The 19,792-nt window shown below is 67.5% G+C and carries 18 protein-coding genes; 7 read left to right on the forward strand and 11 right to left on the reverse strand.

Translation table 11 applies throughout. The annotated features are described in order from the left end of the window. Window positions 1-5: 5 nt before the first annotated feature. Both ACWF4Z_RS02240 and ACWF4Z_RS02245 read right to left on the reverse strand, forming a co-directional pair. On the reverse strand, window positions 6-1,190 hold the full coding sequence (locus tag ACWF4Z_RS02240; protein WP_452241080.1) for a Cmx/CmrA family chloramphenicol efflux MFS transporter: 1,185 nt from the start codon (window positions 1,188-1,190) through the stop codon (window positions 6-8). 37 nt (window positions 1,191-1,227) lie between these two features. Beyond that, the gene (locus ACWF4Z_RS02245; protein WP_452241081.1) at window positions 1,228-1,803 is read right to left on the reverse strand and encodes a TetR/AcrR family transcriptional regulator; all 576 of its coding nucleotides are present in this window, start codon (window positions 1,801-1,803) and stop codon (window positions 1,228-1,230) included. A gap of 114 nt (window positions 1,804-1,917) precedes the next feature. Here ACWF4Z_RS02245 and ACWF4Z_RS02250 point away from each other — a divergent pair, with 114 nt between their 5' ends. Further along, on the forward strand, window positions 1,918-3,936 hold the full coding sequence (locus tag ACWF4Z_RS02250) for a glycoside hydrolase domain-containing protein (RefSeq protein ID WP_452241082.1): 2,019 nt from the start codon (window positions 1,918-1,920) through the stop codon (window positions 3,934-3,936). On the opposite strand, the gene ACWF4Z_RS02255 is transcribed toward ACWF4Z_RS02250, so the two are convergent. Beyond that, window positions 3,929-4,798 (reverse strand): LysR family transcriptional regulator, encoded by an 870-nt coding sequence (locus ACWF4Z_RS02255; protein WP_452241083.1) that lies wholly within the window; start codon window positions 4,796-4,798, stop codon window positions 3,929-3,931. The two genes, ACWF4Z_RS02250 and ACWF4Z_RS02255, sit on opposite strands and share 8 nt — an antisense overlap. 84 nt (window positions 4,799-4,882) lie before the next feature. Here ACWF4Z_RS02255 and ACWF4Z_RS02260 point away from each other — a divergent pair, with 84 nt between their 5' ends. Together ACWF4Z_RS02260 and ctaD are read left to right on the forward strand one after the other, a co-directional pair. Continuing rightward, window positions 4,883-5,692 (forward strand): alpha/beta fold hydrolase, encoded by an 810-nt coding sequence (locus tag ACWF4Z_RS02260; protein WP_452241084.1) that lies wholly within the window; start codon window positions 4,883-4,885, stop codon window positions 5,690-5,692. Between the two features lie 61 nt (window positions 5,693-5,753). After that, window positions 5,754-7,448, forward strand: coding sequence for an aa3-type cytochrome oxidase subunit I (gene ctaD / locus ACWF4Z_RS02265; RefSeq protein WP_452241085.1), 1,695 nt, complete (start codon window positions 5,754-5,756; stop codon window positions 7,446-7,448). Window positions 7,449-7,530: 82 nt separating this feature from the next. Here ctaD and ACWF4Z_RS02270 read toward each other — a convergent pair whose 3' ends face one another. After that, the gene (locus ACWF4Z_RS02270) at window positions 7,531-8,400 is read right to left on the reverse strand and encodes a helix-turn-helix domain-containing protein (RefSeq protein WP_452241086.1); all 870 of its coding nucleotides are present in this window, start codon (window positions 8,398-8,400) and stop codon (window positions 7,531-7,533) included. A 79-nt stretch (window positions 8,401-8,479) separates the two neighbouring features. Here ACWF4Z_RS02270 and ACWF4Z_RS02275 point away from each other — a divergent pair, with 79 nt between their 5' ends. Then, window positions 8,480-8,929: a GNAT family N-acetyltransferase gene (locus ACWF4Z_RS02275; protein ID WP_452241087.1), complete on the forward strand. Its 450-nt coding sequence runs from the start codon at window positions 8,480-8,482 to the stop codon at window positions 8,927-8,929. Between the two features lie 201 nt (window positions 8,930-9,130). Here ACWF4Z_RS02275 and ACWF4Z_RS02280 read toward each other — a convergent pair whose 3' ends face one another. From ACWF4Z_RS02280 to ACWF4Z_RS02290, 3 genes are read right to left on the reverse strand one after another with little or no spacing between them, the layout of a single operon-like run. Then, window positions 9,131-9,721 carry an O-methyltransferase gene (locus tag ACWF4Z_RS02280; RefSeq protein WP_452241088.1) on the reverse strand — a complete coding sequence of 197 codons (591 nt, stop codon included), beginning with the start codon at window positions 9,719-9,721 and terminating at the stop codon, window positions 9,131-9,133. Between the two features lie 51 nt (window positions 9,722-9,772). Then, window positions 9,773-10,447, reverse strand: coding sequence for a class I SAM-dependent methyltransferase (locus tag ACWF4Z_RS02285; RefSeq protein ID WP_452241089.1), 675 nt, complete (start codon window positions 10,445-10,447; stop codon window positions 9,773-9,775). Then, window positions 10,440-12,020, reverse strand: a complete 1,581-nt coding sequence (locus ACWF4Z_RS02290) for an ATP-dependent DNA ligase (RefSeq protein ID WP_452241090.1) — start codon at window positions 12,018-12,020, stop codon at window positions 10,440-10,442. Before ACWF4Z_RS02290 ends, ACWF4Z_RS02285 begins: the two co-directional genes overlap by 8 nt. Before the next feature lie 102 nt (window positions 12,021-12,122). On the opposite strand from ACWF4Z_RS02290, the gene ACWF4Z_RS02295 reads away from it, so the two are divergent. Then, window positions 12,123-13,034, forward strand: a complete 912-nt coding sequence (locus tag ACWF4Z_RS02295) for a hypothetical protein (RefSeq protein ID WP_452241091.1) — start codon at window positions 12,123-12,125, stop codon at window positions 13,032-13,034. Between the two features lie 3 nt (window positions 13,035-13,037). Here ACWF4Z_RS02295 and ACWF4Z_RS02300 read toward each other — a convergent pair whose 3' ends face one another. Next, entirely contained in the window at window positions 13,038-14,003 is a 966-nt protein-coding gene (locus ACWF4Z_RS02300) for a Dyp-type peroxidase (RefSeq protein ID WP_452241092.1), read from the reverse strand. Window positions 14,004-14,054: 51 nt separating this feature from the next. Between ACWF4Z_RS02300 and ACWF4Z_RS02305 the strand changes: the two genes are divergently transcribed. Together ACWF4Z_RS02305 and ACWF4Z_RS02310 are read left to right on the forward strand one after the other, a co-directional pair. Next, window positions 14,055-15,293 (forward strand): CPBP family intramembrane glutamic endopeptidase, encoded by a 1,239-nt coding sequence (locus ACWF4Z_RS02305; protein ID WP_452241093.1) that lies wholly within the window; start codon window positions 14,055-14,057, stop codon window positions 15,291-15,293. Window positions 15,294-15,337: 44 nt separating this feature from the next. Then, a complete protein-coding gene (locus tag ACWF4Z_RS02310) occupies window positions 15,338-16,048 on the forward strand; it encodes an HAD family hydrolase (protein ID WP_452241094.1) in 711 nt (236 codons plus the stop codon). Between the two features lie 70 nt (window positions 16,049-16,118). Here the strand turns inward: ACWF4Z_RS02310 and ACWF4Z_RS02315 are convergent, their stop codons facing one another. The 3 genes from ACWF4Z_RS02315 to ACWF4Z_RS02325 all read right to left on the reverse strand — a co-directional run bounded on the left by ACWF4Z_RS02315 (window position 16,119) and on the right by ACWF4Z_RS02325 (window position 19,786). Further along, window positions 16,119-17,078, reverse strand: coding sequence for a sigma-70 family RNA polymerase sigma factor (locus ACWF4Z_RS02315; RefSeq protein WP_452241095.1), 960 nt, complete (start codon window positions 17,076-17,078; stop codon window positions 16,119-16,121). A 271-nt stretch (window positions 17,079-17,349) separates the two neighbouring features. Beyond that, a complete protein-coding gene (locus ACWF4Z_RS02320) occupies window positions 17,350-19,437 on the reverse strand; it encodes a S9 family peptidase (RefSeq protein ID WP_452241096.1) in 2,088 nt (695 codons plus the stop codon). A 28-nt stretch (window positions 19,438-19,465) separates the two neighbouring features. After that, entirely contained in the window at window positions 19,466-19,786 is a 321-nt protein-coding gene (locus ACWF4Z_RS02325; protein ID WP_452241097.1) for an NIPSNAP family protein, read from the reverse strand. Window positions 19,787-19,792: the final 6 nt, after the last annotated feature.

The following is a 19,792-nucleotide window of genomic DNA, read 5'->3' on the forward strand; positions in this document are numbered from 1 at the left end:
CGGACTCAGCTGACCTCGGCCGGGATGGGGGCGCTGCTGCCGGTGCGGGCCGGCCGCGCCACCCGGGCGGCGACGAGGATGGTGCCGAAGGCAAGCACTCCGAGGACTGCTCCGATCCAGCCGACGGTCGGGTAGCCGGCGCCTGCGCCGATGGCGAGCCCGCCGAGCCACGGGCCAACGGTGATCCCGACGTTGAAGGCCGAGATGTTGAACGCGGCCGCGAGCGTCGGTGCGTCGCCCGCGACCGAGAACACCCGCGAGTTCACCGCCGGGTTGCTCGCGAAGCCGAAGGTTCCGACCAGAACGATGGCGGGTACGGCGAGCCACGGAGTTCCGGTGGTCAGGGCCAGGATCACCGCCGCGGCGACGATTCCGACCAGGGTGACGGCCAGCGTCGTGAACGGGCGGCGGTCCGCGAACCGGCCACTGATCGTGATTCCGATCAGCGCGCCCACGCCGTACAGGGCAAGGACGATCGGGACCCAGCCATCGGAGAGGCCGGTCGTCTCGGTCAGCAGGGGAGCGAGGTAGCTGAAGATCACCAGGATCGCGCCGGTCGAGAGGGCGGTGGTGCTGTAGGCGAGCCAGAGCTGGGGGTTCGCCATCGTGCGCGTCTCCTGGCGCAGCACCGGCGGGTTGTGCGTGCGGCCGCCCGGGATCGTGGCGACGACACCGATCATGGAGAGGGCGGACAGGACAGCGACGGCCCAGAACGCGGCGCGCCAGCCGAAATGCTGCCCGAGGGCAGTGCCCGCCGGCAGACCCACGATGGTGGCGACGGTCAGGCCGCCGGCCAGGACGCTCATCGCTTTGGCTCGTGCTTGTGGTCCGGCGAGCTGGATCGCCGTGACCGAGGCGACGGCCCAGAACCCGGCGTACACGAAGGCTCCGACGACGCGGGTCGCGACGAGCAGGCCGTAGCCGGGCGTCAGCGCGGCGACGACGTGGGTGAGCGCGAAGACGGCAAGGAACGCGAGCATCGCGAACCGGCGGGACCAGCGCAGCGTGACCACTGCCAAGATCGGCGCCCCGATCAGCATGCCGACGGCGAAGGCCGAGATCAGCAGGCCTGCGGCCGGGATCGAGACGTCCAGGTCGCCGGCGATCTCGGGCAGGAGACCGGCCAGCATGAGCTCGGACGTGCCCTGGGCGAAGATCGCCAGGCCAAGCAGATAGACAGCGACGGGCATGAGGGTCCTCTCGTGATGGTGCGGCGGGGGTGGCAGCTCAGAAGGCGCGCAGGGCCGCCTCGGCGACGGCCTCCTGGGTGGCGCGGGGCGTACCACCACGCGCGGCGACCCGCAGGCCGCCGAGTACGACGAACACGTAGTTGGCCAAGGCGGCCGCGTCGTGCCCGGGATCGACCTCGCCCTCGGCCTGCGCGTCGCGAACGGCCGCGGTCAGGGCCTCGATCTTCTGGGCGTGGTCGCGGTCCAGCAGCTCGATGATCTCGGGGTCGGTCGGGCCGAGCTCGACCACCGTGTTGATGACCATGCAGCCGGTCGGATCGTCCGGAGCCGGGTCGACCGCGTCCCAGAGAATCCGGCGCACCCGCTCCCGAATCGGCAGGTCCGTGCGCTCGATCACGGCGAGCTGCGCCGCGGTCGCGCGATCTGCATACCGGCGGAGCGCGCGATCGAACAGGTCCCGCTTGCTGCTGAAGGTGTTGTAGATGCTGCTCCGGCCCAGCCCGGTCGCGGCGCAGAGATCCTGGGTCGAGGTGGCTTCGTAGCCGGTGGTCCAGAACACCCGCATCGCGGCATCGAGGGCTCGATCCTCGTCGAACGTCCTCGGCCTGGCCATGGCGATCACGGTAGCACGTTTTGTACAGAGCGGTCCAAAATAGCTTGAATGCGGTCTGACCGGCCTAGGCCGATAGCATCGCGGCAGCCCGTCCGCTGAACATGAGGAGCATTGGTGAGGCTGTTCAAACCTGGGGTGCTGTCGCTTGCCCTCACACTGGTCGCTGGAGTCGCCGCAACCGGCCCAGCTGTCGCCGACGAGACGCAGACCGTCTCGTACCACGGCTACGAAGTCACCGTTCCGGCAAGTTGGCCGGTCGTTGATCTGTCCAAGACCCCGACTGCCTGCGTGCGGCTCGACCGCCCGGCCGTCTACCTCGGTCGCGGTACGGCGCAAGCCGACTGCCCAGCTCACCTGGTCGGCCGGAGTTCGGGGCTTCTGCTCGAGCCGCTGACCGCTGCCCAGCCTTCGACCGACGGACTGCTGCGCCGCGCTGTGCCGGATGCCGGCGTCCTCGCGACCGCGTACTACGTGCCCGGGGATGTGCAGGCGGCGAGCGCCGTACTGGCTACCGGGCGCGTGGTGTCGAAGTCTCAGTCCGCGCGGGTGGCTCAACCGGCCGCGGTGACGCCGTCGATCCTTGCCAGCGGCAACTTCGCGGGGTACGGGTTCGATACGTGTGACGCGCCGTCGCAGGCGTCGATGGACGCGTGGCAGGCGGATTACAAGGGCATCGGCATCTACATCAGCGGCGGCCTCCGCGCCTGCGGACAGAGCAATCTGACTTCCGACTGGGTTGCAGCGAACGCGGCCAAAGGGTGGCAGTTCCTGCTCATTGACGTCGGGAAGCAAGCGCCGTGCACGAGCTACAGCGACAGGATCTCGACGAATCCTGTGGCGGCACTGAGAGAGGGTCGGACCGCCGCGACCAACGCAGTCACCGCGGCGCAGGCACTCGGATTCAGCCAGCGCAGCGCGATCTACAGCGACATCGAGGCGTACAACTCGACGGTGGAGTGCAAGGCCGCCGTACTGTCCTACTTGAGCGGGTGGACGCAGGAGCTGACGTCGCGCGGCTACGTCGGCGGCGCGTACGTCGGTGCGGGCTCGGGCGGCGCGGACCTGTCCGGCGCTTACACGAGTACGGCGTACGCACACCCGGAGAACCTGTGGTTCGCACACTGGGGCTCGACGCCGGTGGGCACGAGCCCCTACATCGGGTCGACGTACTGGAACAACCACCAGCGGGTGCACCAGTTTGCCGGCGAAAGGACCGAGACCCACGGCAACGTGACGATGAAGGTCGACCGGAACTACCTCAACCTCACCGCGCCGCCGTTGCCCGTCAGCAGCCTCAAGGTCACGGGTGGCGTCAACGTCGCGACGCTGCAATGGGGTCTGCCGGCGAACACCACACTCGGGAAGATCATCGTCCGGGGGACTGCCGGTTCGGTGCCGCCGCCGCTACCGACGTCCGGTACGGCGATCTACAGCGGGACCGGTAAGTCGGCCGCGGCGACTGGCCTGGTGAACTCGGGCAGCTACGCGTACCGCGCCTGGGTCGTGAACAGCGCGGGCAAGACCGGCCCGGGCGTCGACGTACGGCTGGTCGGGACGAAGTCGACGATTGCACCAGCGGCGGCGTCGATCGTCTACACGGGTTCGGTGACGGTGGCGACGGTGGTCACTCGGCTGGACACCTCGGCCAGGGTGGCCGGTGCGCCGGTGACGCTGTACGCAAAGACGAAGACCGGGACGAAGTGGGTGGCGATCGGCCAGTACACGTCGGACGCCAACGGAGTGGTGTCGTCGGTGCAGAAGCCGACGGTGTCGATCTCCTACATGTGGGGCTACAACGGCGCCGCTGGGCTGCTGGGCACCCGGAGCGCGGCCGCCGTGATCCAGGTGAAGCCGGCGATCTCGTCGTACCTGACTCCGACGATCAAGCTCGGTACGTCGACGCTGTTCTACGGGTACCTGAACCCGCCGCACGCGGGGATGCCGGCGTACCTGCAGGTGAAGTCCGGGACGAAGTGGGTCGGTGTGGCGACGGGGAAGCTGTCGGCGAACGGGAAGTACGGATTCACCATCAAGCCGACGGCTCGCGGGACCTACATCTACCGCGTGGTGTGGCTGCCGGACGCTGATCACCAGGGGACGCAGACGCCGTCCAAGCAGCTGACAGTCAGCTGACGGCCAGGCCGGCCGCCACTCTCTGCGCGATCTCGATCGCGTGCGCCGCCAGCGGCGAGTGTGTGCGGCCGGCCTGCCACAGCAGGAAGATCTCCCGCGGCGGCAGTTCGGGCTCGATCGCGTGGATCGCGAGGGAGTCATCCGCACGAATGGCGAGCAACGGCATGACGGCTGCGGCCAGGCCGGCTCGGACCATTGCGAGCAGGGCTTCGTTGCCCGACGTGCGGAACACGAACTGTGGCTGAATGCCGTTGCTGGTCAGGAAGTCCTCGAATCTGCCCTGATCACAGACGGGTGGATGGGCCACGAGCGAGAGCCCGTCCAGCTGATCGAGGTCGACGGGACCGGGCGGGAAGTCGCCGCGGCGCGCCACCAGGACATGTGGGTCCTTGACGAGCTCGAGGTGGTCGGCGCCGTCGAGGCGGCTGTCGAAGAACATCAGGTCGAGCTCGGCCAGGTCGGGCTCGTCGTTCTCCTCCTCCGACAGCCTGATGTCGCAGGTCGGGTGCGCCTGTTTGAGCTCCCGGATGACGGTCGGGAGGATCACGTTCGAGACGGTCTGGAACGTGCCGATGTCGATCCGCCCGTCGCCGGCCTGGAACCGTTCGATGGCTTCGGTCATCGCGTCGGCCCGCTGGAGCAGGTCGCGAGCATGGTCCAGGACTACGGCGCCTAGTGGCGTGATGCGGACCGCCTTCGGCCCACCCGGACGGTCGAACAGCGATCCGCCGGCGGCCTTCTCGAGCAGGGCGATCTGCTGGCTCACGCTCGACTGCGTGTAGCCGAGCCTGGTCGCCGCTCGGCCGAACGTCCCCTCGTCGGCGACGGCTCGGAGGGTAGCTAGGTGCCGTAGTTCGAACATGGGGCGAGTTTATCGACGATGGCGATCCTTGTGATCGGGGATCATCGCTTTTCGTGATTGCTTTGGGCGCTTAGCGTTCTTGGTATGAACCTTTATCCGGTCAACGGAATCGAGCTCTGCGCCGAGACTTTCGGTGACCCGAGCGACCCGGCCGTGCTGCTGATCCATGGCGCCTCGGCGTCCATGCTGTGGTGGCAGGCCGACCAGTGCGCTCGGTTGGCCGCTCAAGGTCGGTACGTGATCCGTTACGACCAACGCGACACCGGCCGGTCGACGTCGTACCCGGTCGGTCAGCCTGGGTACTCGATGCGTGATCTCGCCGCTGATGCGGTCGGGCTGTTGGATGCCTTGGGCATCGAGCGGGCTCACGTGGTCGCGGTGTCCATGTCGGGTGGGATCGGACTGATCCTCGGCGTCGATTACCGGTCCCGCGTTGCGTCGTTGACCTTTGTGTCCACGAGTACGGGCGCTGACGGTCTTCCGGCGCCGACCGCCGCATACCCGGAGCCGCCGGACTTCGGGGATCCGGTTGCAGTCGAGGAGTACGTCGTACGGGCGGTCGAGGCCGAGGCGGCGGGTCACTTCGACGAGGCGGCGACGCGGGAGTTGGTGCGGCAGGACATGGCGCGGGCCTTGTCGTACGAGGCGTCGTTCACGAACCACTTTGCGATGGAGTTCAACGGGCCGGTGGGCGGTGGGTTCGGTGACGTGTCGATGCCGGTGTTGGTGGTGCACGGCTCTGCGGATCCGGTGCTTCCCTTGCCCCATGGGGAGGCCGTGCGTGACGCCGTTCCGGGTGCTCGGTTCGTTGTGCTGGACGGTGCAGGGCATGGGATCCCGGCCGACCTGTGGGACTCGTTTGCGGATGTCTTGCTGAAGCAGACGGCAGGTTGAGGCTGTTGCCCTGAGCGGGGTGGGTGTGTAATCGGAGGGATGTGAGCACACGGGAGGTCTCATGGCCAGTGTGAGCGAGCACACCGGGATAACTGAACGCTCGGGTCCGGTCGCGACCGGGGCTCGACGGCCGCTCGGGCAGGTGATCGGGCGGCTGCTGTCGACGACCGACCACAAGGTGATCGGGCACCTCTACCTGATCACGTCGTTCGCGTTCTTCCTGGTGGCCGGCGTGATGGCGCTGATCATTCGCGCCGAGCTGGCCGAGCCCGGACTGCAGTTCGTGGACGAAGAGATCTACAACCAGCTCTTCACGATGCACGGCACGATCATGCTGCTGCTGTTCGCGACCCCGCTGTTCGTTGGTTTCGCCAACGTGATCATGCCGGTGCAGATCGGTGCACCGGATGTGGCGTTCCCGCGGCTGAACATGTTCAGCTACTGGCTGTTCCTGTTCGGTGGGTTGATCACGCTGTCGGCGTTCCTGACTCCCGGCGGCGCGGCCGACTTCGGATGGACGGCGTACTCGCCGCTCTCGAACGGCGTGCGCTCACCCACTGTCGGCGGCGACCTGTGGATCATGGGCCTGTGGATGGCCGGCCTCGGCACGATCCTCGGTGGGGTCAACTTCATCACGACCATCATCACGATGCGGGCGCCGGGGATGACGATGTTCCGGATGCCGATCTTCTGCTGGAACGTCCTGGTCACGTCGATCCTGGTGCTGATCGCGTTCCCCATCCTCGCGGCCGCGCTGCTGATGCTGGAGGCGGATCGGTCGCTCGGTGCGCACGTGTACGACGCGGCCGGCGGCGGAGCCCTGTTGTGGCAGCACCTGTTCTGGTTCTTCGGGCATCCCGAGGTCTACATCATCGCGTTGCCGTTCTTCGGCATCATCACCGAGATCCTGCCCGTGTTCAGCCGCAAGCCCGTCTTCGGGTACGTCGGACTCGTCGCGGCGACCCTGGGCATCGGGCTGCTGTCGGTAGCGGTGTGGGCGCATCACATGTTCGTGACCGGTGGGGTGAACCTGCCGTTCTTCTCGTTCATGACGTTCCTGATCGCGGTACCGACCGGGGTGAAGTTCTTCAACTGGATCGGCACGATCTGGGGCGGATCGGTCTCGTTCGACACGCCGATGTTGTGGTCGGTCGGCTTCCTCGTGACGTTCCTGTTCGGCGGTCTGACCGGGATCATCCTTGCGTCGCCGGCGCTGGACTATCAGCTGTCCGACACCTATTTCGTGGTCGCGCACTTCCATTACGTCGTCTTCGGAACTGTCGTGTTCGCGATGTTCGCCGGGTTCTACTTCTGGTGGCCGAAGATGACCGGGCGGATGCTCGACGAGAGGCTGGGCAAGCTGCATTTCTGGTTGCTGTTCATCGGCTTCCACACGACGTTCCTCGTGCAGCACTGGCTCGGCGTCGAAGGCATGCCACGCCGGTACGCCGACTACGGCCCCAACGAGGGGTTCACCGTCCTGCACCAGGTCTCGACCGTCGGTGCGTTCGTGCTCGGGATCTCGACGCTCCCGTTCTTCTACAACGTCTACAAGAGCCGCCGGAACGATCCCGTCGGCGTCGACGACCCATGGGGCTGGGGCCGCTCACTGGAGTGGGCCACGAGCTGCCCACCCCCACGCCACAACTTCACCAAACTCCCCAGAATCCGCTCCGACAGCCCAGCCTTCGACCTCAACCACCCAACCCTCACCCAAACCACCCCCGCCCAAAACCTCCTCACCCCAGACCCCTAACCCCGAGGCGGGTATGGGACGACCACCCTGAAGTTCTCCCAGCTGGGACCAGGGCTGTGCACGGGCTTCCCGTGCCGGCTGGTTAGTCGAGTTGGTTGCGGAGGGTGGTGAGGAGGGTGGCGGTTTCGGTGGGTGGGGGGCTGGTGGTGGTGAGGAGGTCCAGGGCTTGGGCGTAGGCGTCTACGTCGTCTTGTTTGTCGAGGTAGAGCGCGCTGGTCAGGTGCTCGACGTAGACGATGTCGGGGAGGTCGCGTTGGGGGAAGCGCAGCAGGGTGAAGGCTCCGCCGGTTGCGGCGTGGCCGCCGCTGGCCAGCGGGATGATCTGCAGCGTGACATTCGGCCGCGTGATTGCCTCGCGGAGTGCGTCGAGTTGGTTGCGGAGGACGTCGATGCCACCGATCGGGCGATGCAGGACCGATTCCTCGATCACTGCCCAGAGCTTGAGCGGTGGCTCGCGATCGAGGACGCGTTGTCGCCGGGTCCGCAGGGCAACGACTCGCTCCACCTCGTCCTCGGAGCGGGTGTTGCCCGGTGTCAGCCGCGCGACCGCCCGCGCGTAGTCGGCCGTCTGGAGCAGGCCGGGCACGAACTGGATCTCGTACGTGCGGATCAGCTCCGCGGCCGCCTCGAGCCCGAGGTACGCGTCGAACCAGTCCGGCGTGACATCACCGTACCGATGCCACCAGCCAGGATCATTTGCCTCGCGGGCGAGTTGGAGGAGCCGATCACGCTCCCGTGCCTCGGTCACGCCGTACAGACTCAGGAGGTCCTCGACGTCGCGCTCCTTGAAGCCGACCCGCCCCAGCTCGAGCCGGCTGATCTTCGACTCCGATCCCCGGATCGCCCAGCCGGCGTCGGTCCGGCTCACCCCGGCGCGCTCCCGCAGGCGCCGCAGATGACTGCCCAGCATCATCCGCAACGCCGTCGGCCCCACCACGCCTTGCCCCGCCATGCGTAGAGTCTACAGCATTATCGAACATATGTTCCCATCGGTTCCCGGAGTGACATCTCTGCTCGGTAGGCTTCTGTGGATGGAGCAGCTGATGGTTACGCGCGCTGCAGCCGACGATGCTGAGCGGCTCACCCGCCTGTGTCATGAGTCCAGCAGCTACCAGGGCAGGTACGCCGAGGCGATCGCTACGGTCGAGGTCACGCCGGGCTACATCGCCGACCAGTTGGTCTTCCTCGCCGCGGATGAGGACGCCCGCCTCCTCGGCTTCTACTCGTTGATCCGCGATCCGCCGGAGCTCGACATGCTGTTCGTGGCCGACGAGGCGCAAGGGCGCGGGGCCGGCCGAATCCTGGTCAAGCACATGATCGAGCAGGCGCAAGAGCTTGGGCTCGCGGGCGTCCGAGTGGTCTCGCACCCGCCGGCCGAGGGCTTCTACCTCCGCGTCGGCGCGCGCCGAACGGGCACCGTGCCGGCGAACCCGCCCATGATCACTTGGGAACGCCCCGAACTCTGGTTCCCGCTCAGCTAGGTCCGCGTGGACCGGCCAGGGACCTCCGGCCATGCCCGACTTTGTGCACCAGATCCGTGCTTTTTGGCCGGCGGCGTACGGACATGCCTGACTTTGTGCACCAGATCCGTGTTTTTTGGCCGGCGGCGTACGGATCTCGTGCACAAAGTCGGGCTTGGGCTCGCCGGGCCGGGTAGCCGGAAAGGTCGGGTCTGCTGGGCGTTAGCGGGCTCTGGTGCCTGCTAGGAGGGAGTTCTGGAGGTCTGGGAGGACTACCTCGGTCGAGATCAGGCGCGGGTTGGCGAAGAAGGCGCGCTTCGGGTCGTCGGTGCGGAAGGGCGAGTCTGGTGGGAGTCGGTCGAGCGGGGTGACGTCGTCCATCACCAGATGGCCACCGACGCGGACGAGGTCGATGAGTGCTTCGGGATGGGCATCGCCACCGTCGGCGAAGAGAAGGTCGTACGGCGCGGACCTCGACAGCACCTCGAATGCGTCGCCGCGGATGACCTTGACCCGGGGTTCGGAGGCGAACACCCGCTGCGCTGCCGATGCTCGTCGTTCGTCGAGCTCGACCGTGATCAGGCGACAGTCGGCCGGCATCGCCGACGCCATCCAGGCAGTCCCGACGCCGACACCCGTGCCCATCTCACCGATCACGCCACCAACACACCCCGCAGCAAGCACACCGAGAAACCGCCCCACACCCGGCAGACAAGCCGACCCCCTACCACCAATGGGCTCGCGAGTGAGTCGCATCCCGATCTCGGCTGCTGCGGCCTGGGCACGTACGACGAGCGTCGGCAACTCCGCCATCGTTCCTCCTGGCTGTCTTCCCGAAGACAGCCAGTGTGCGGCAGGGGGGTGTCAGTCGCGGAGGTACTCGGCGCGCCAGTGCACGATCGTGCGGTCGGCCGAGCTGGGGGACTGGGTCAGCTGGATCAGCCGGAGATCAGGAGTGGTGAACGAGTCGATCGCCGCGCGGGTCAGCGGCCACGGCGGGCCTTCGATGTCGCCGTCGGGCTGATTGTCGGGTCGACCGGCCGCGATCACGATCAACGAGCCGCCAGGCGCAACCAGCTCGGTCACGTGGCGGATCGCGGATGCCTGCAAGGGGATCGGGAGTGCTTGGACCGTGTAGATCTCGACCACCAGATCGAAAGCGCGATGCCATTCGGCCGGCGGCGCGAGCAGGTCCGCAGTCTGATAGTGCGCCTTGGAATCCGGATGGTTGCGACGTGCGGTCTCGACCGCGCTGGGGGAGATGTCGAACGCGGTCGTGTCATACCCATGGTCGGCGATCTGCTCGGCGTCCCACCCCGTGCCGGCGCCGACGATCAGCGCAGTCTTCCCGGCACCATTGGGCTCCGCTTCGTCGAGCCACTCGACCAGCAAGGGATGCGCGCCACCGCGATCCCACGGCACCACCGCCGCGCCTTCGGATGCGGCCGAGTAGAGATGCTCGAACCAGCCGGTCGGGTCGTCCTGCTCCAACGACTCCTTGGCGATCCGCCGGGTCGCCACATCAGGATCCTCAGCCATCAGCTGCACCCTCCCCAGACTCAGCGCCCACGGACTCTCCGCCCATGGATCCGCCCTCATGGATCTCGCGGACCGTCTGCACCGTATCAACGTCGGCAGGTTTCTTGTCGTCGCGATACCGCAGCACCCGCGCGAATCGCAGCGCCATGCCCGCCGGATACCGCGGTGAGGTCTGCACGCCGTCGAACGCGATCTCGACCACCACCTCCGGCCGCAAGTACACGGTCCACTCGTCCTGACGCACCGCAAGCTCCTGGAACCGCGTGGTCTGCCACCGCAGCAACTCGTCGGTGAGCCCCTTGAACGTCTTTCCGAGCATCACGAACTCGCCGGTCTCCTCGTCCCGCGCCCCGAGATGCAGGTTGGACAACCACCCGGTCCGACGGCCATGTCCCCACTCCGCCGCGAGCACCAGCAGGTCAAGCGTGTGCGTCTGCTTGACCTTCACCCACCCCGATCCACGGCGGCCGGCCTCGTACGGCGAAGTCAGCGACTTCACCATCACACCCTCGTGCCCTCGCCGTACCGCGTCGACGAAGAACTCGTGTCCGGCCTCGGCGTCGTCCGTCACCAGCCGCGGAATCCGACTCTCCTCCGGCACGAGCTTGGCCAGCCAGTCATGCCGTGCGGCGCCATCGAGCCCGAGCAGATCCTGTCCGTCCTGATGCAGGATGTCGAAGAAGTACGGCGTCAACGGCACGGACTCGGGTCCGGTGGCCGCACGCGTCGCCGTCCGCGAGCCCGTCACCTGGAACGCTTCCGGTCGACCGTCCGGCCGCAATGCGATCAGCTCCCCATCGAGCACGACCTGCTGGGCATCCAGCGCCAGCACCGCCGTGACAACCTCGGGCACCCGGCTGGTGATGTCGTCGAGCGTTCGCGTGTACACAACGACCTTGTCGCCGTCACGGTGTGCCTGAATCCGAATGCCGTCCAGCTTCCACTCGAGCGCTGCCGGCACCCCGGTCTTGGCCAGCGCCTCCGCAACGCTCGTCGCGGACTGGGCGAGCATCGGCTGCACCCCGCGCCCGACCTCCAGCCCGAACTGCGCCAGCCCGGCCTCACCCTCGGTCAGGACTGCGACCGCCACCGGAGCGGCTGCACCACGCAACATCGTTGCCGCCCGGATCTTGTCGAGCGGAATCCCGGTCGCGCGCGCCACCGCGTCCGCCATCACCCCGTCGAGCGCGCCCTGGCGCAGTTCACCGCCCACCAGCAGCCGCAGGAACCGCTGCTCATCAGCGGTCGCCCGCCCGAACAACTCGTCCACAGCCGCTCGTCGCCGGGCCTGCACACCCGTGCCGCTCATCTCCGCCAGCGCCGCGAACGCCGCATCGACCTCCGCGACCGTCAATGACGCCTCCGCGGCCGGCTCGGGCGCATCCGTGAGCGTGCGCCAGCCGACGCCGGTCCGTCGCTGCCGCAGCTCGCCGGACAGATACGTCACCACGATCTCGGTGTCGGCGGGCTCCTTGGCCTTGGACAGCAACGACGCGATGAACTCGGCCTTCTTCAGCCGCGACCGAGTCCCGGCCAGCGCCGTCGACGTCTCGACCACCTCGGTAAGCAACATGACCCCAGTCTCACCCATCCCACCGACACTTTCCGGGAGATAACTTTCCCGGTCGTGACTGCATCGAGATGAGCAGAATCGTCCCCCTGAAGGAGGAACACGATGCGTCGACAGACAGCCGCGGCCGCTTTACTGGTCAGCGGCCTTCTCATACCCCTACCCGCACACGCCGCGCCGACCCAGGCGACGGCCGCGTGCGCCTTGAGCCTAGGCTCGGTGAACGCCGCCGGTGACCACCAGATCCAGGCGGTCACGGCGACCTCGCCGCCATCGACCACGACGAAGGACGTCATCAAGACCAAGGTGTTCGCACCGGGCGCGACGCGGTTGCATGGCACCTGGACGCGTGAGCCGGCCGTCCCGGAAGACCTGGATCTGTACGGCGACGTCGTCCTCGGTTCCACGATGTACGAGGCCGGGTACCAGGTCGGGAGCCAACCGTCCGGCACCGTCTCGTTCTCCCGGGTCGGGAGCGGCTGGGACAAGTTCACGTACTTCGAGGAATCCGACTACGACGAGGGTGCTCACCCCGGCGCGGTCGCCCACACCTACAACTACGGCCTCCGGAACGACGGCACGCTGTTCCGCTGGTTCGAGGACGGCAAGGGCTGGCACGCCGCCGGTTCGTCCGCGGGCTTCTCCTCGGTCAAGACGCTGGCCCTGATCAGCCAGACCCGGACCTACGACACGTTCCTGGCCAACACCAAGGGCGGCGCGCTGTACACGATCCACATCCCGATCAGCTCGCCCATGAAACCGGTCGTCAAGAAGGTCCGCACCCGCTCGTGGCAGGCGGCCGACCAGCTCATCGCCGAGCGCTGCGGACGGTACGGCACACTGCTGCTCGGCATCGACAAGGACACCAAGTCGGCATCCTTGTACGCCGTCGGCCACGCGAACGGCACGTCGACCGTCATCAACACCCTGGGGAAGGTGACCGGCACGTTCGACCAGCCGATCTACTTCCGCTGGGGCGCTGCCGCCTTCGCGAATCCGCCGCTGAACGGGGAGTAGGCCTCAGGGAGCGGGCGGGAGGTCGTCGAGGAAATCGCCGGTCGGCGTGAAGAAGAGCGAGCCGGTGACAGCGGTGGAGAAGTCGAGGATGCGGTCGTGGTTGCCTTCGGGCTCGCCGATGAACATCCGCCGCAGCATCAGCTCGGTCACCGCCGGGGTCTTCGCGTACCCGATGAAGTAGGTGCCGAACTCCTGGTCGCCGATGCTGCCGAACGGCATGTTGTCGCGGACGATCTTCAGCTCGTTGCCGTCGTCGTCCTCGATCACGTTCAGCGCGATGTGAGAGTTGCTCGGCTTCACGTCGTCGTCCATCTCGATGTCCTCGAGCTTGGTCCGGCCGACCGCATGCTCCTGCTGCTCGACGGTCAGGGCGTTCCACGCCTTCATGTCGTGCAGGTACTTCTGCACGATCACATAGCTGCCGCCCGCGAAGTCAGGGTCCTCTGGGCCGATCAGTACGGCGTCCTGGGCGGTGGAGCCGACCGGGTTCTCGGTGCCGTCGACGAAGCCGAGGAGGTCACGCATCTCGAAGTACTTGAACCCGTGCACCTCGTCGATCACCGTGGCGGCGCCGTCGAGGATCCTCATGATCTGGCTGGCGAGCTCGAAGCACTGGTCCTGATGCGCTGCCCGGATGTGGAAGAGCAGGTCGCCCGGCGTGGACACCGCGCGGTGGATTGCGCCTTGGAGCTCGATGAACGGGTGCAGCTCGGCCGGCCGCGGCCCGCTGAACAGCCGGTCCCACACGTCCGATCCGATGCTGGTCACGCACGACAGCGTGCCGGAGGGCACGCGGAAGCCGACCGAACGGATCAGTCCGCTCATCCGCTCGAGCAGGTCGCGGGCTGTCTCTTCGCCGCCGGGCTCGATCCGGACGGTCAGAAAAATCGCCGAGCCCGTCAACGGCATCAGCACCGACTGCGGCAATGCCCGTGTTGCCGCCGCTGGTCCAGGTGTCGGATCGGTCACCACTGTGGTCTCCCTCCACTGACAGTTGCCCGGATCTTCTAGAGTCCACTCATGGACCCGCAAGAACCAGGGCCGCCCTCGCACGCGGGCCCATACTCGCAGCCGGGGCAGCAGCCACCGCCCCCGGCCCCGCCCCTCCCACCGCCCTCCGGCCAGCCCTACCCGCAAGCCCCGCCCTACCCGCTGGCCGCGCCGTACCCGCAAGCACCGCCTTACCCGCAAGGCGGCTACCCGCAGCAGCCGGGGCCGCACCCGCAGCAGGCCGGGCCGTATCCAGGCCAATGGGGCAGCCCCGCGCCGTACCCCGGTCAGTTCGCCTACCGTGAGCCCCGGATCGTCCCCGCACCACCTGGTACGCCGTTCCACCGGCTGGCCCGCAACGCGAAGCACCGCTGGTGGCGTCCGCTCGTAGGCACCCTCTTCCTGGGTGCGTGCATCCTCTTCGTGAGCGTGGTCGTGGCGATCCTCTGGGGGGCCGTCCACACCGCTGTCATCGGCAAGGTCCCCGCGCCGGAGGGCAACAACCTCTTCCCGAGTGCGACCGAGAATCTCGCCCTCACGCTGGTGATGCTCGGCGTCCTCACCCCGATCGTGGCCCTGACCGCCTGGCTCACTCAACGCCGGCCTTGGTGGAGCGTCGCGTCTGTCCTGAACCGGATCCGCTGGCGCTGGCTGCTGATGTGCTGCCTGCCGGCCATCGGCTACCTCGTGGTGTCGTACGCGCTCGGCCTGCTGGTCGACGTGATCTTCCCCGGCCAGGACGCGGCAGGGACCGATGCCGGCGGCTCGTGGGTCGGTTTCGGGAAGTTCGTCGTACCGGCGCTGGTGATTCTCCTCCTGGTGCCGTTCCAGTCCTCGGCCGAGGAGTTCATGTTCCGTGGCTGGTTGATCCAGGCGGTCGGCGCGTACGGGCCGGATCAGAAGGAAGGCCGGGCGCAGTGGATCCGGACAGTGTTCCGGTCGCCGTGGCCGGGGATCCTGGTCGGCGCGGCGGCGTTCGTGTCCGCGCACGGCTACACGGGGTGGGCGATGGCCGACGTCTTCCTGTTCGCGATCACGGTCGGCTGGCTGACCGTGCGGACCGGGGGACTCGAAGCAGGCATGGCCCTGCACACCATGAACAACCTGTTCGCGTTCTTGTTGCCAGCGGCAACGGGTGGGCTCGACGGCTGGGACAACCAGGGCGGCGCACCGTGGACGCTGCTGGTGTCGGACGTCCCGAGCCTCGCGTTCTACGCGTTCGCGGTGGTCTGGCTGTCCAGGCGTCAGCGGGTCGCGCGGGTCAGCTGAAAATCGGGCGAGAACTGTCGGCGCGCTCTGGCAGGGTAAGCGGCGTGACGAACGCGAAGATCGAGGCCGTCCTGTTCGACTGGGGCGGAACGCTGGCAACCTGGCACACCATCGACCTGTACGAGACCTGGCGGTCAGTGGCCGCATTGATCGACGAGGCCCGGGTGGACGAGGTGGCCGCCCGGCTCCACGACGCCGAGAACAGCCTGTGGCGGCGCTCCCGGGACGAGCACCTGAGCAGCACGCTGGACGAGGTCTGCTTGCTGGCGGACGCGGTGATGACGCCGGCCGCACTGGCCGAGTACGAGCGGCAGTGGGATCCGCACACCGTGCTCGAGCCGGACGCGATCGAGACGCTCCAAGCCATCCGCGACCAGGGCGTGAAGATCGGCGTGCTGTCCAACACGATCTGGCCACGCCGGCGGCATGAGGAGATCTTCGCGCGCGACGGCGTACTGGACCTGCTCGACGGCGCCGTCTACACCAGCGAGATCCCGTACACCAAGCCGCATCCCGAGGCGTTCCTCGCGGCGATGCGGGCGGTAGGAGTGTCGGATCCGGCCCGCTGCCTGTTCGTGGGGGACCGGTTGTTCGACGACGTTTGGGGCGCACAGAACGTTGGCATGCGGGCCGCGCACGTTCCGCACAGCGCGATCCCACGTGAGCAGGTCGGCCACACGGAGGGTGTGCCGGACGCGACCGTCCATCGGCTGTTCGAGTTGCCGCCCCTCATCGTCAAGTGGAACGCGGCCTGACATGCGCAGGACCCCCGAGCCGGTGGGCTCAGGGGTCCTGGAGGGGTTTCGGGTGTGCGTCAGCGGGGTGTCACGCGGCCAGTGTCGGGTCTGCCATCAGGCGGAGGCGACCCAGCGCCTCGCGCTCGATCTGGCGGACCCGCTCGGCGGAGATGCCGTGCACCGCGCCGATGTCCGCGAGCTTGGCCTGGCGGCCGTCGTGCAGCCCGTAGCGGCGCCGGATCACGTCTGCCGACCGCGGGTCGAGCTGGTCGACCAGGCTGAACAGGCCCGAGCGGTCCGACGCGTCCGCGACCAGCTGGTCCGGGCCTGGCGCGGTCTCGGCCGCGATCAGGTCGCCCAGCGAGGTCTCACCCTCGTCGTCGATCGGGTTGTCCAGGCTGATGTGGTCCCGGCCGATCCGGATCAGTTCACTGACCCGCTCCGGATCCAGGTCCAGCTCCGCCGCGATCTCGTCGATCTCCGGCTCGCGCCCGAGCTTGCGCTCCAGCGTGCGCCGCGCCGACCCGATCTGGTTCAGCTGCTCCACCACGTGCACCGGCAGCCGGACCACTCGGGCCTGCTGCGCGATACCGCGGGTGATGGCCTGCCGCACCCACCAGGTCGCGTACGTCGAGAACTTGAATCCCTTGCGGTAGTCGAACTTCTCCACCGCCCGGATCAGTCCCGTGTTGCCCTCCTGGACCAGGTCCAGCAGGGGCATCTGGGAACGTCCGTAGCGGCGCGCGATCGACACCACCAGACGGAGGTTCGCGGTCACGAACCGCTGTTGCGCGGCCTGGCCTGCTTCGGCCAGCCACTCCAGCTCTTCCTCCGTCGCATATTTGGGCGCTCCGCCCTTCTTACGTCCAACCCGCCCCTCGGCCAGCAGTTGCTCCGCCAGGAGTCCTGCCTCGACCGTCTCAGCGAGCTCGACCTCTTCCTCAGCAGTCAGCAGAGGCGTACGCGCGATCTCCTCGAGGTACAGACCTACGCTGTCCTTGCCGTCGATACCGTCGTCCGTGCTGCGGACACGAGCCATGCGAGCCACCGAAACTCCCTTCGTCGTTACGTGGAGAAGAACGCTCGAGTGAGGTTCAAGATTCCATGACGACGTGTAAACACCCTGAACATTGCCTGAGAGTTCCTGGCAGCGATTCCGGCCGGGAAACCGGTGTCCCTCGAGAATCCTTGGCAACAAGGCGCGACACTCCGCGCCGAAGCTGAGAATCTGTCCAGAATCACACGTTCCAGTGCCCCCGGATGTGTTGCACAACACACGTCCGGGGGCACCTATTCCAGGAACTCGGTGGCGGTTGGGCTCAGGCCAGGCCGAGGGTGTCGAGTTCCCAGGCGAGGGTGAAGGCGATCTCGCGCCAGGCGTCGTACCGGCCGCTGCGGCCGCCGTGCCCGGCTTCCATTTCGGTCTTCAGCAGTACGTCGACCTCACCCGCGGCCGTCGACCGCAGTTTCGCCACCCACTTGGCCGGTTCGACGAAGAAGACCCGGGTGTCGTTCAGGCTGGTGATCGCGAGGATCTTCGGATACTCCTGCGCCGTGACGTTTTCGTACGGCGAGTACGACTTCATGTACTCGTAGACCGCTTTGTCCTCGAGCGGGTTTCCCCACTCTTCCCACTCGATCACGGTCAGCGGCAGCGACGGGTCCAGGATCGTCGTCAGCGCGTCCACGAACGGCACCTCCGCGACCACTCCGCCGAATGCCGTCGGCGCCAGGTTCGCGACGGCGCCCATCAGCAGGCCGCCGGCGCTGCCGCCCTGCGCGACGATCCGCTCCGGCCGGGTCCAGCCGGCCGAGACCAGGTGCTCGGCGGAGGCGATGAAGTCGGTGAAGGTGTTCCGCTTGGTCAGCATCTTGCCGTCGTCGTACCAGTGCCGGCCGAGCTCACCACCGCCACGGACGTGCGCGATCGCGAACACCACGCCGCGGTCCAGCAGCGACAGCCGCGGGATCGAGAACCACGGATCCATCGAGGACTCGTACGACCCGTACCCGTACAGCACGACCGGCGCGTTGCCGTCCTTCGCGACGTCCTTGCGCGCGACCATCGAGATCGGCACCTTGGTCCCGTCGGAGGCCGTCGCCCACTCGCGGTACTGCGTGTACACGCTGAGATCCACGCCACCGAGCACCGGCTGCTGCTTGAGCAGTCGACGCTCCCCGGTCGCCACGTCCACGTCGTACGTCGAACCCGGCGTCACCAGCGACGTGTAGCCGAAGCGGTACCGGGTGTCGTGCCACTCGTCGTTGCGGCCGGGGGAGACCGTGTAGATCGGCTCGTCGAACTCGAGCGTCTCCGGAGCTCCGAACCCGTCGGCCGTACGACGCATGATCGCCAGCTCGGTGAGCGCATCGCGACGCCGGTACAGGATCACGTGGTCGGCGAACGCATCCGTACCGAGCAGGCGGCTGGACTCGTCGCCCTGGATCAGCGTGGTCCACGAGCCCGGTGAGTCCAGCGGCGCCGAGGCGAGCGAGAAGTTGGAGGCGTCGGCGTTGTGGGTGATCAGAAGGCGGTCACCGGCGTGCTCGACGTCGTACTCGACGCCCTCGCGACGTGGCGCGACCACGACCAACTCGCCGGTGGGGTCATTGGCGTCGAGGAGCCAGACCTCGCTGGTGAGCTTGCTGCCGAGCGCGATCTGGATCGCCTGCTCGTTGCGGGTGAGGTCGACGCCGACCCAGAACCGCTCGTCGGCCTCTTCCATCACGAGCACGTCGGCGTCCGTCGTCCCGAGGGCGTGCCGCCAGACCTGGTACGGCCGCCAGGCGTCGTCGACCTTGGTGTAGAAGATCGTCGAGCCGTCGCCGGACCACGCCGACCCGTAGTGCACCTCGGGCAGCTCGTCCGGCAGCAGCTCGCCGGTGCTGAGGTCCTTGATCCGCAGGGTGAACCGCTCGTCGCCCTTGAGATCCACCGAATACGCGAGCAGGCGGCCGTCGGGGGAGACGTCGACGGTGCCCAGCGAGAAGAACTCGGAGTCGCCGGCGACCTCGTTGCCGTCGAGCATGACCTCTTCGCCGGCGATCTCACCGTCGGTCGCGGGCGGCTCGTCGCCGTCCACCTTGACCCGGCAGTGCAGTGCGTACTGCTTGCCCTCGATCGTGCGCGAGTAGTACCAGTACCCGCCGCGCCGGGCCGGAACGCTCAGGTCCGTCTGCAGCGTCCGGTCCGAGATCTCCTGAAAGATTGCCTCACGCAACGATTCCAGGTGCGCGGTCCGAGCCTCGGTGTAGGTGTTCTCGGCGCGCAGGTACGCCAGCACCTCGTCGTCGGCCTTGTCCCGCAACCACTCGTACTCGTCGACGAACACGTCACCGTGATGGCGACGCTCGACCGCCTTCCGCGCGGCAACCGGCGGCTCTACCTGGGGGTTCAACTCAGACATGCCGCGAGACTACCCGCCACCCTGCCGGTCAGAGTATCGGCGAGCCAGGTGTGGGGGTCACGGTGGTGATGACGAATTGCTCGGGGATGAGCAACTCCTCGCAGACCGGGCCGATCTCGTTCTTCCACCGGTCGCTCTCGTAGACCGCGGCGTACGCCCGCTCGCGGTGTGCCTCGTCGTCGAACCGACGGATCCAGACGTAGCCGTCCGCGTCCTCGACGTCGATGAACGAAGCGATCAGGTGCATCCCGTTCTGGACCTGGAACGGGATGAGCACGTCCTCCATGTAGCGCACCCACTCGTCACGGCGTCCGGGTTTCGTCTGGTAGCGGCGGATCTCGAACAACATCAGGCA

The organism is Kribbella sp. NPDC055071 (assembly GCF_053608045.1).

Coding starts and splice junctions, on each gene's coding strand:
- ACWF4Z_RS02240 (WP_452241080.1), bottom strand. CDS start 1,190: ATGCCCGTCGCTGTCTATCTGCTTGGCCTGGCGATCTTCGCCCAGGGC.
- ACWF4Z_RS02245 (WP_452241081.1), bottom strand. CDS start 1,803: ATGGCCAGGCCGAGGACGTTCGACGAGGATCGAGCCCTCGATGCCGCG.
- ACWF4Z_RS02255 (WP_452241083.1), bottom strand. CDS start 4,798: ATGTTCGAACTACGGCACCTAGCTACCCTCCGAGCCGTCGCCGACGAG.
- ACWF4Z_RS02260 (WP_452241084.1), top strand. CDS start 4,883: ATGAACCTTTATCCGGTCAACGGAATCGAGCTCTGCGCCGAGACTTTC.
- ctaD (WP_452241085.1), top strand. CDS start 5,754: ATGGCCAGTGTGAGCGAGCACACCGGGATAACTGAACGCTCGGGTCCG.
- ACWF4Z_RS02270 (WP_452241086.1), bottom strand. CDS start 8,400: ATGGCGGGGCAAGGCGTGGTGGGGCCGACGGCGTTGCGGATGATGCTG.
- ACWF4Z_RS02275 (WP_452241087.1), top strand. CDS start 8,480: ATGGAGCAGCTGATGGTTACGCGCGCTGCAGCCGACGATGCTGAGCGG.
- ACWF4Z_RS02280 (WP_452241088.1), bottom strand. CDS start 9,721: ATGGCGGAGTTGCCGACGCTCGTCGTACGTGCCCAGGCCGCAGCAGCC.
- ACWF4Z_RS02285 (WP_452241089.1), bottom strand. CDS start 10,447: ATGGCTGAGGATCCTGATGTGGCGACCCGGCGGATCGCCAAGGAGTCG.
- ACWF4Z_RS02290 (WP_452241090.1), bottom strand. CDS start 12,020: ATGTTGCTTACCGAGGTGGTCGAGACGTCGACGGCGCTGGCCGGGACT.
- ACWF4Z_RS02295 (WP_452241091.1), top strand. CDS start 12,123: ATGCGTCGACAGACAGCCGCGGCCGCTTTACTGGTCAGCGGCCTTCTC.
- ACWF4Z_RS02305 (WP_452241093.1), top strand. CDS start 14,055: ATGGACCCGCAAGAACCAGGGCCGCCCTCGCACGCGGGCCCATACTCG.
- ACWF4Z_RS02320 (WP_452241096.1), bottom strand. CDS start 19,437: ATGTCTGAGTTGAACCCCCAGGTAGAGCCGCCGGTTGCCGCGCGGAAG.
- ACWF4Z_RS02325 (WP_452241097.1), bottom strand. CDS start 19,786: ATGTTGTTCGAGATCCGCCGCTACCAGACGAAACCCGGACGCCGTGAC.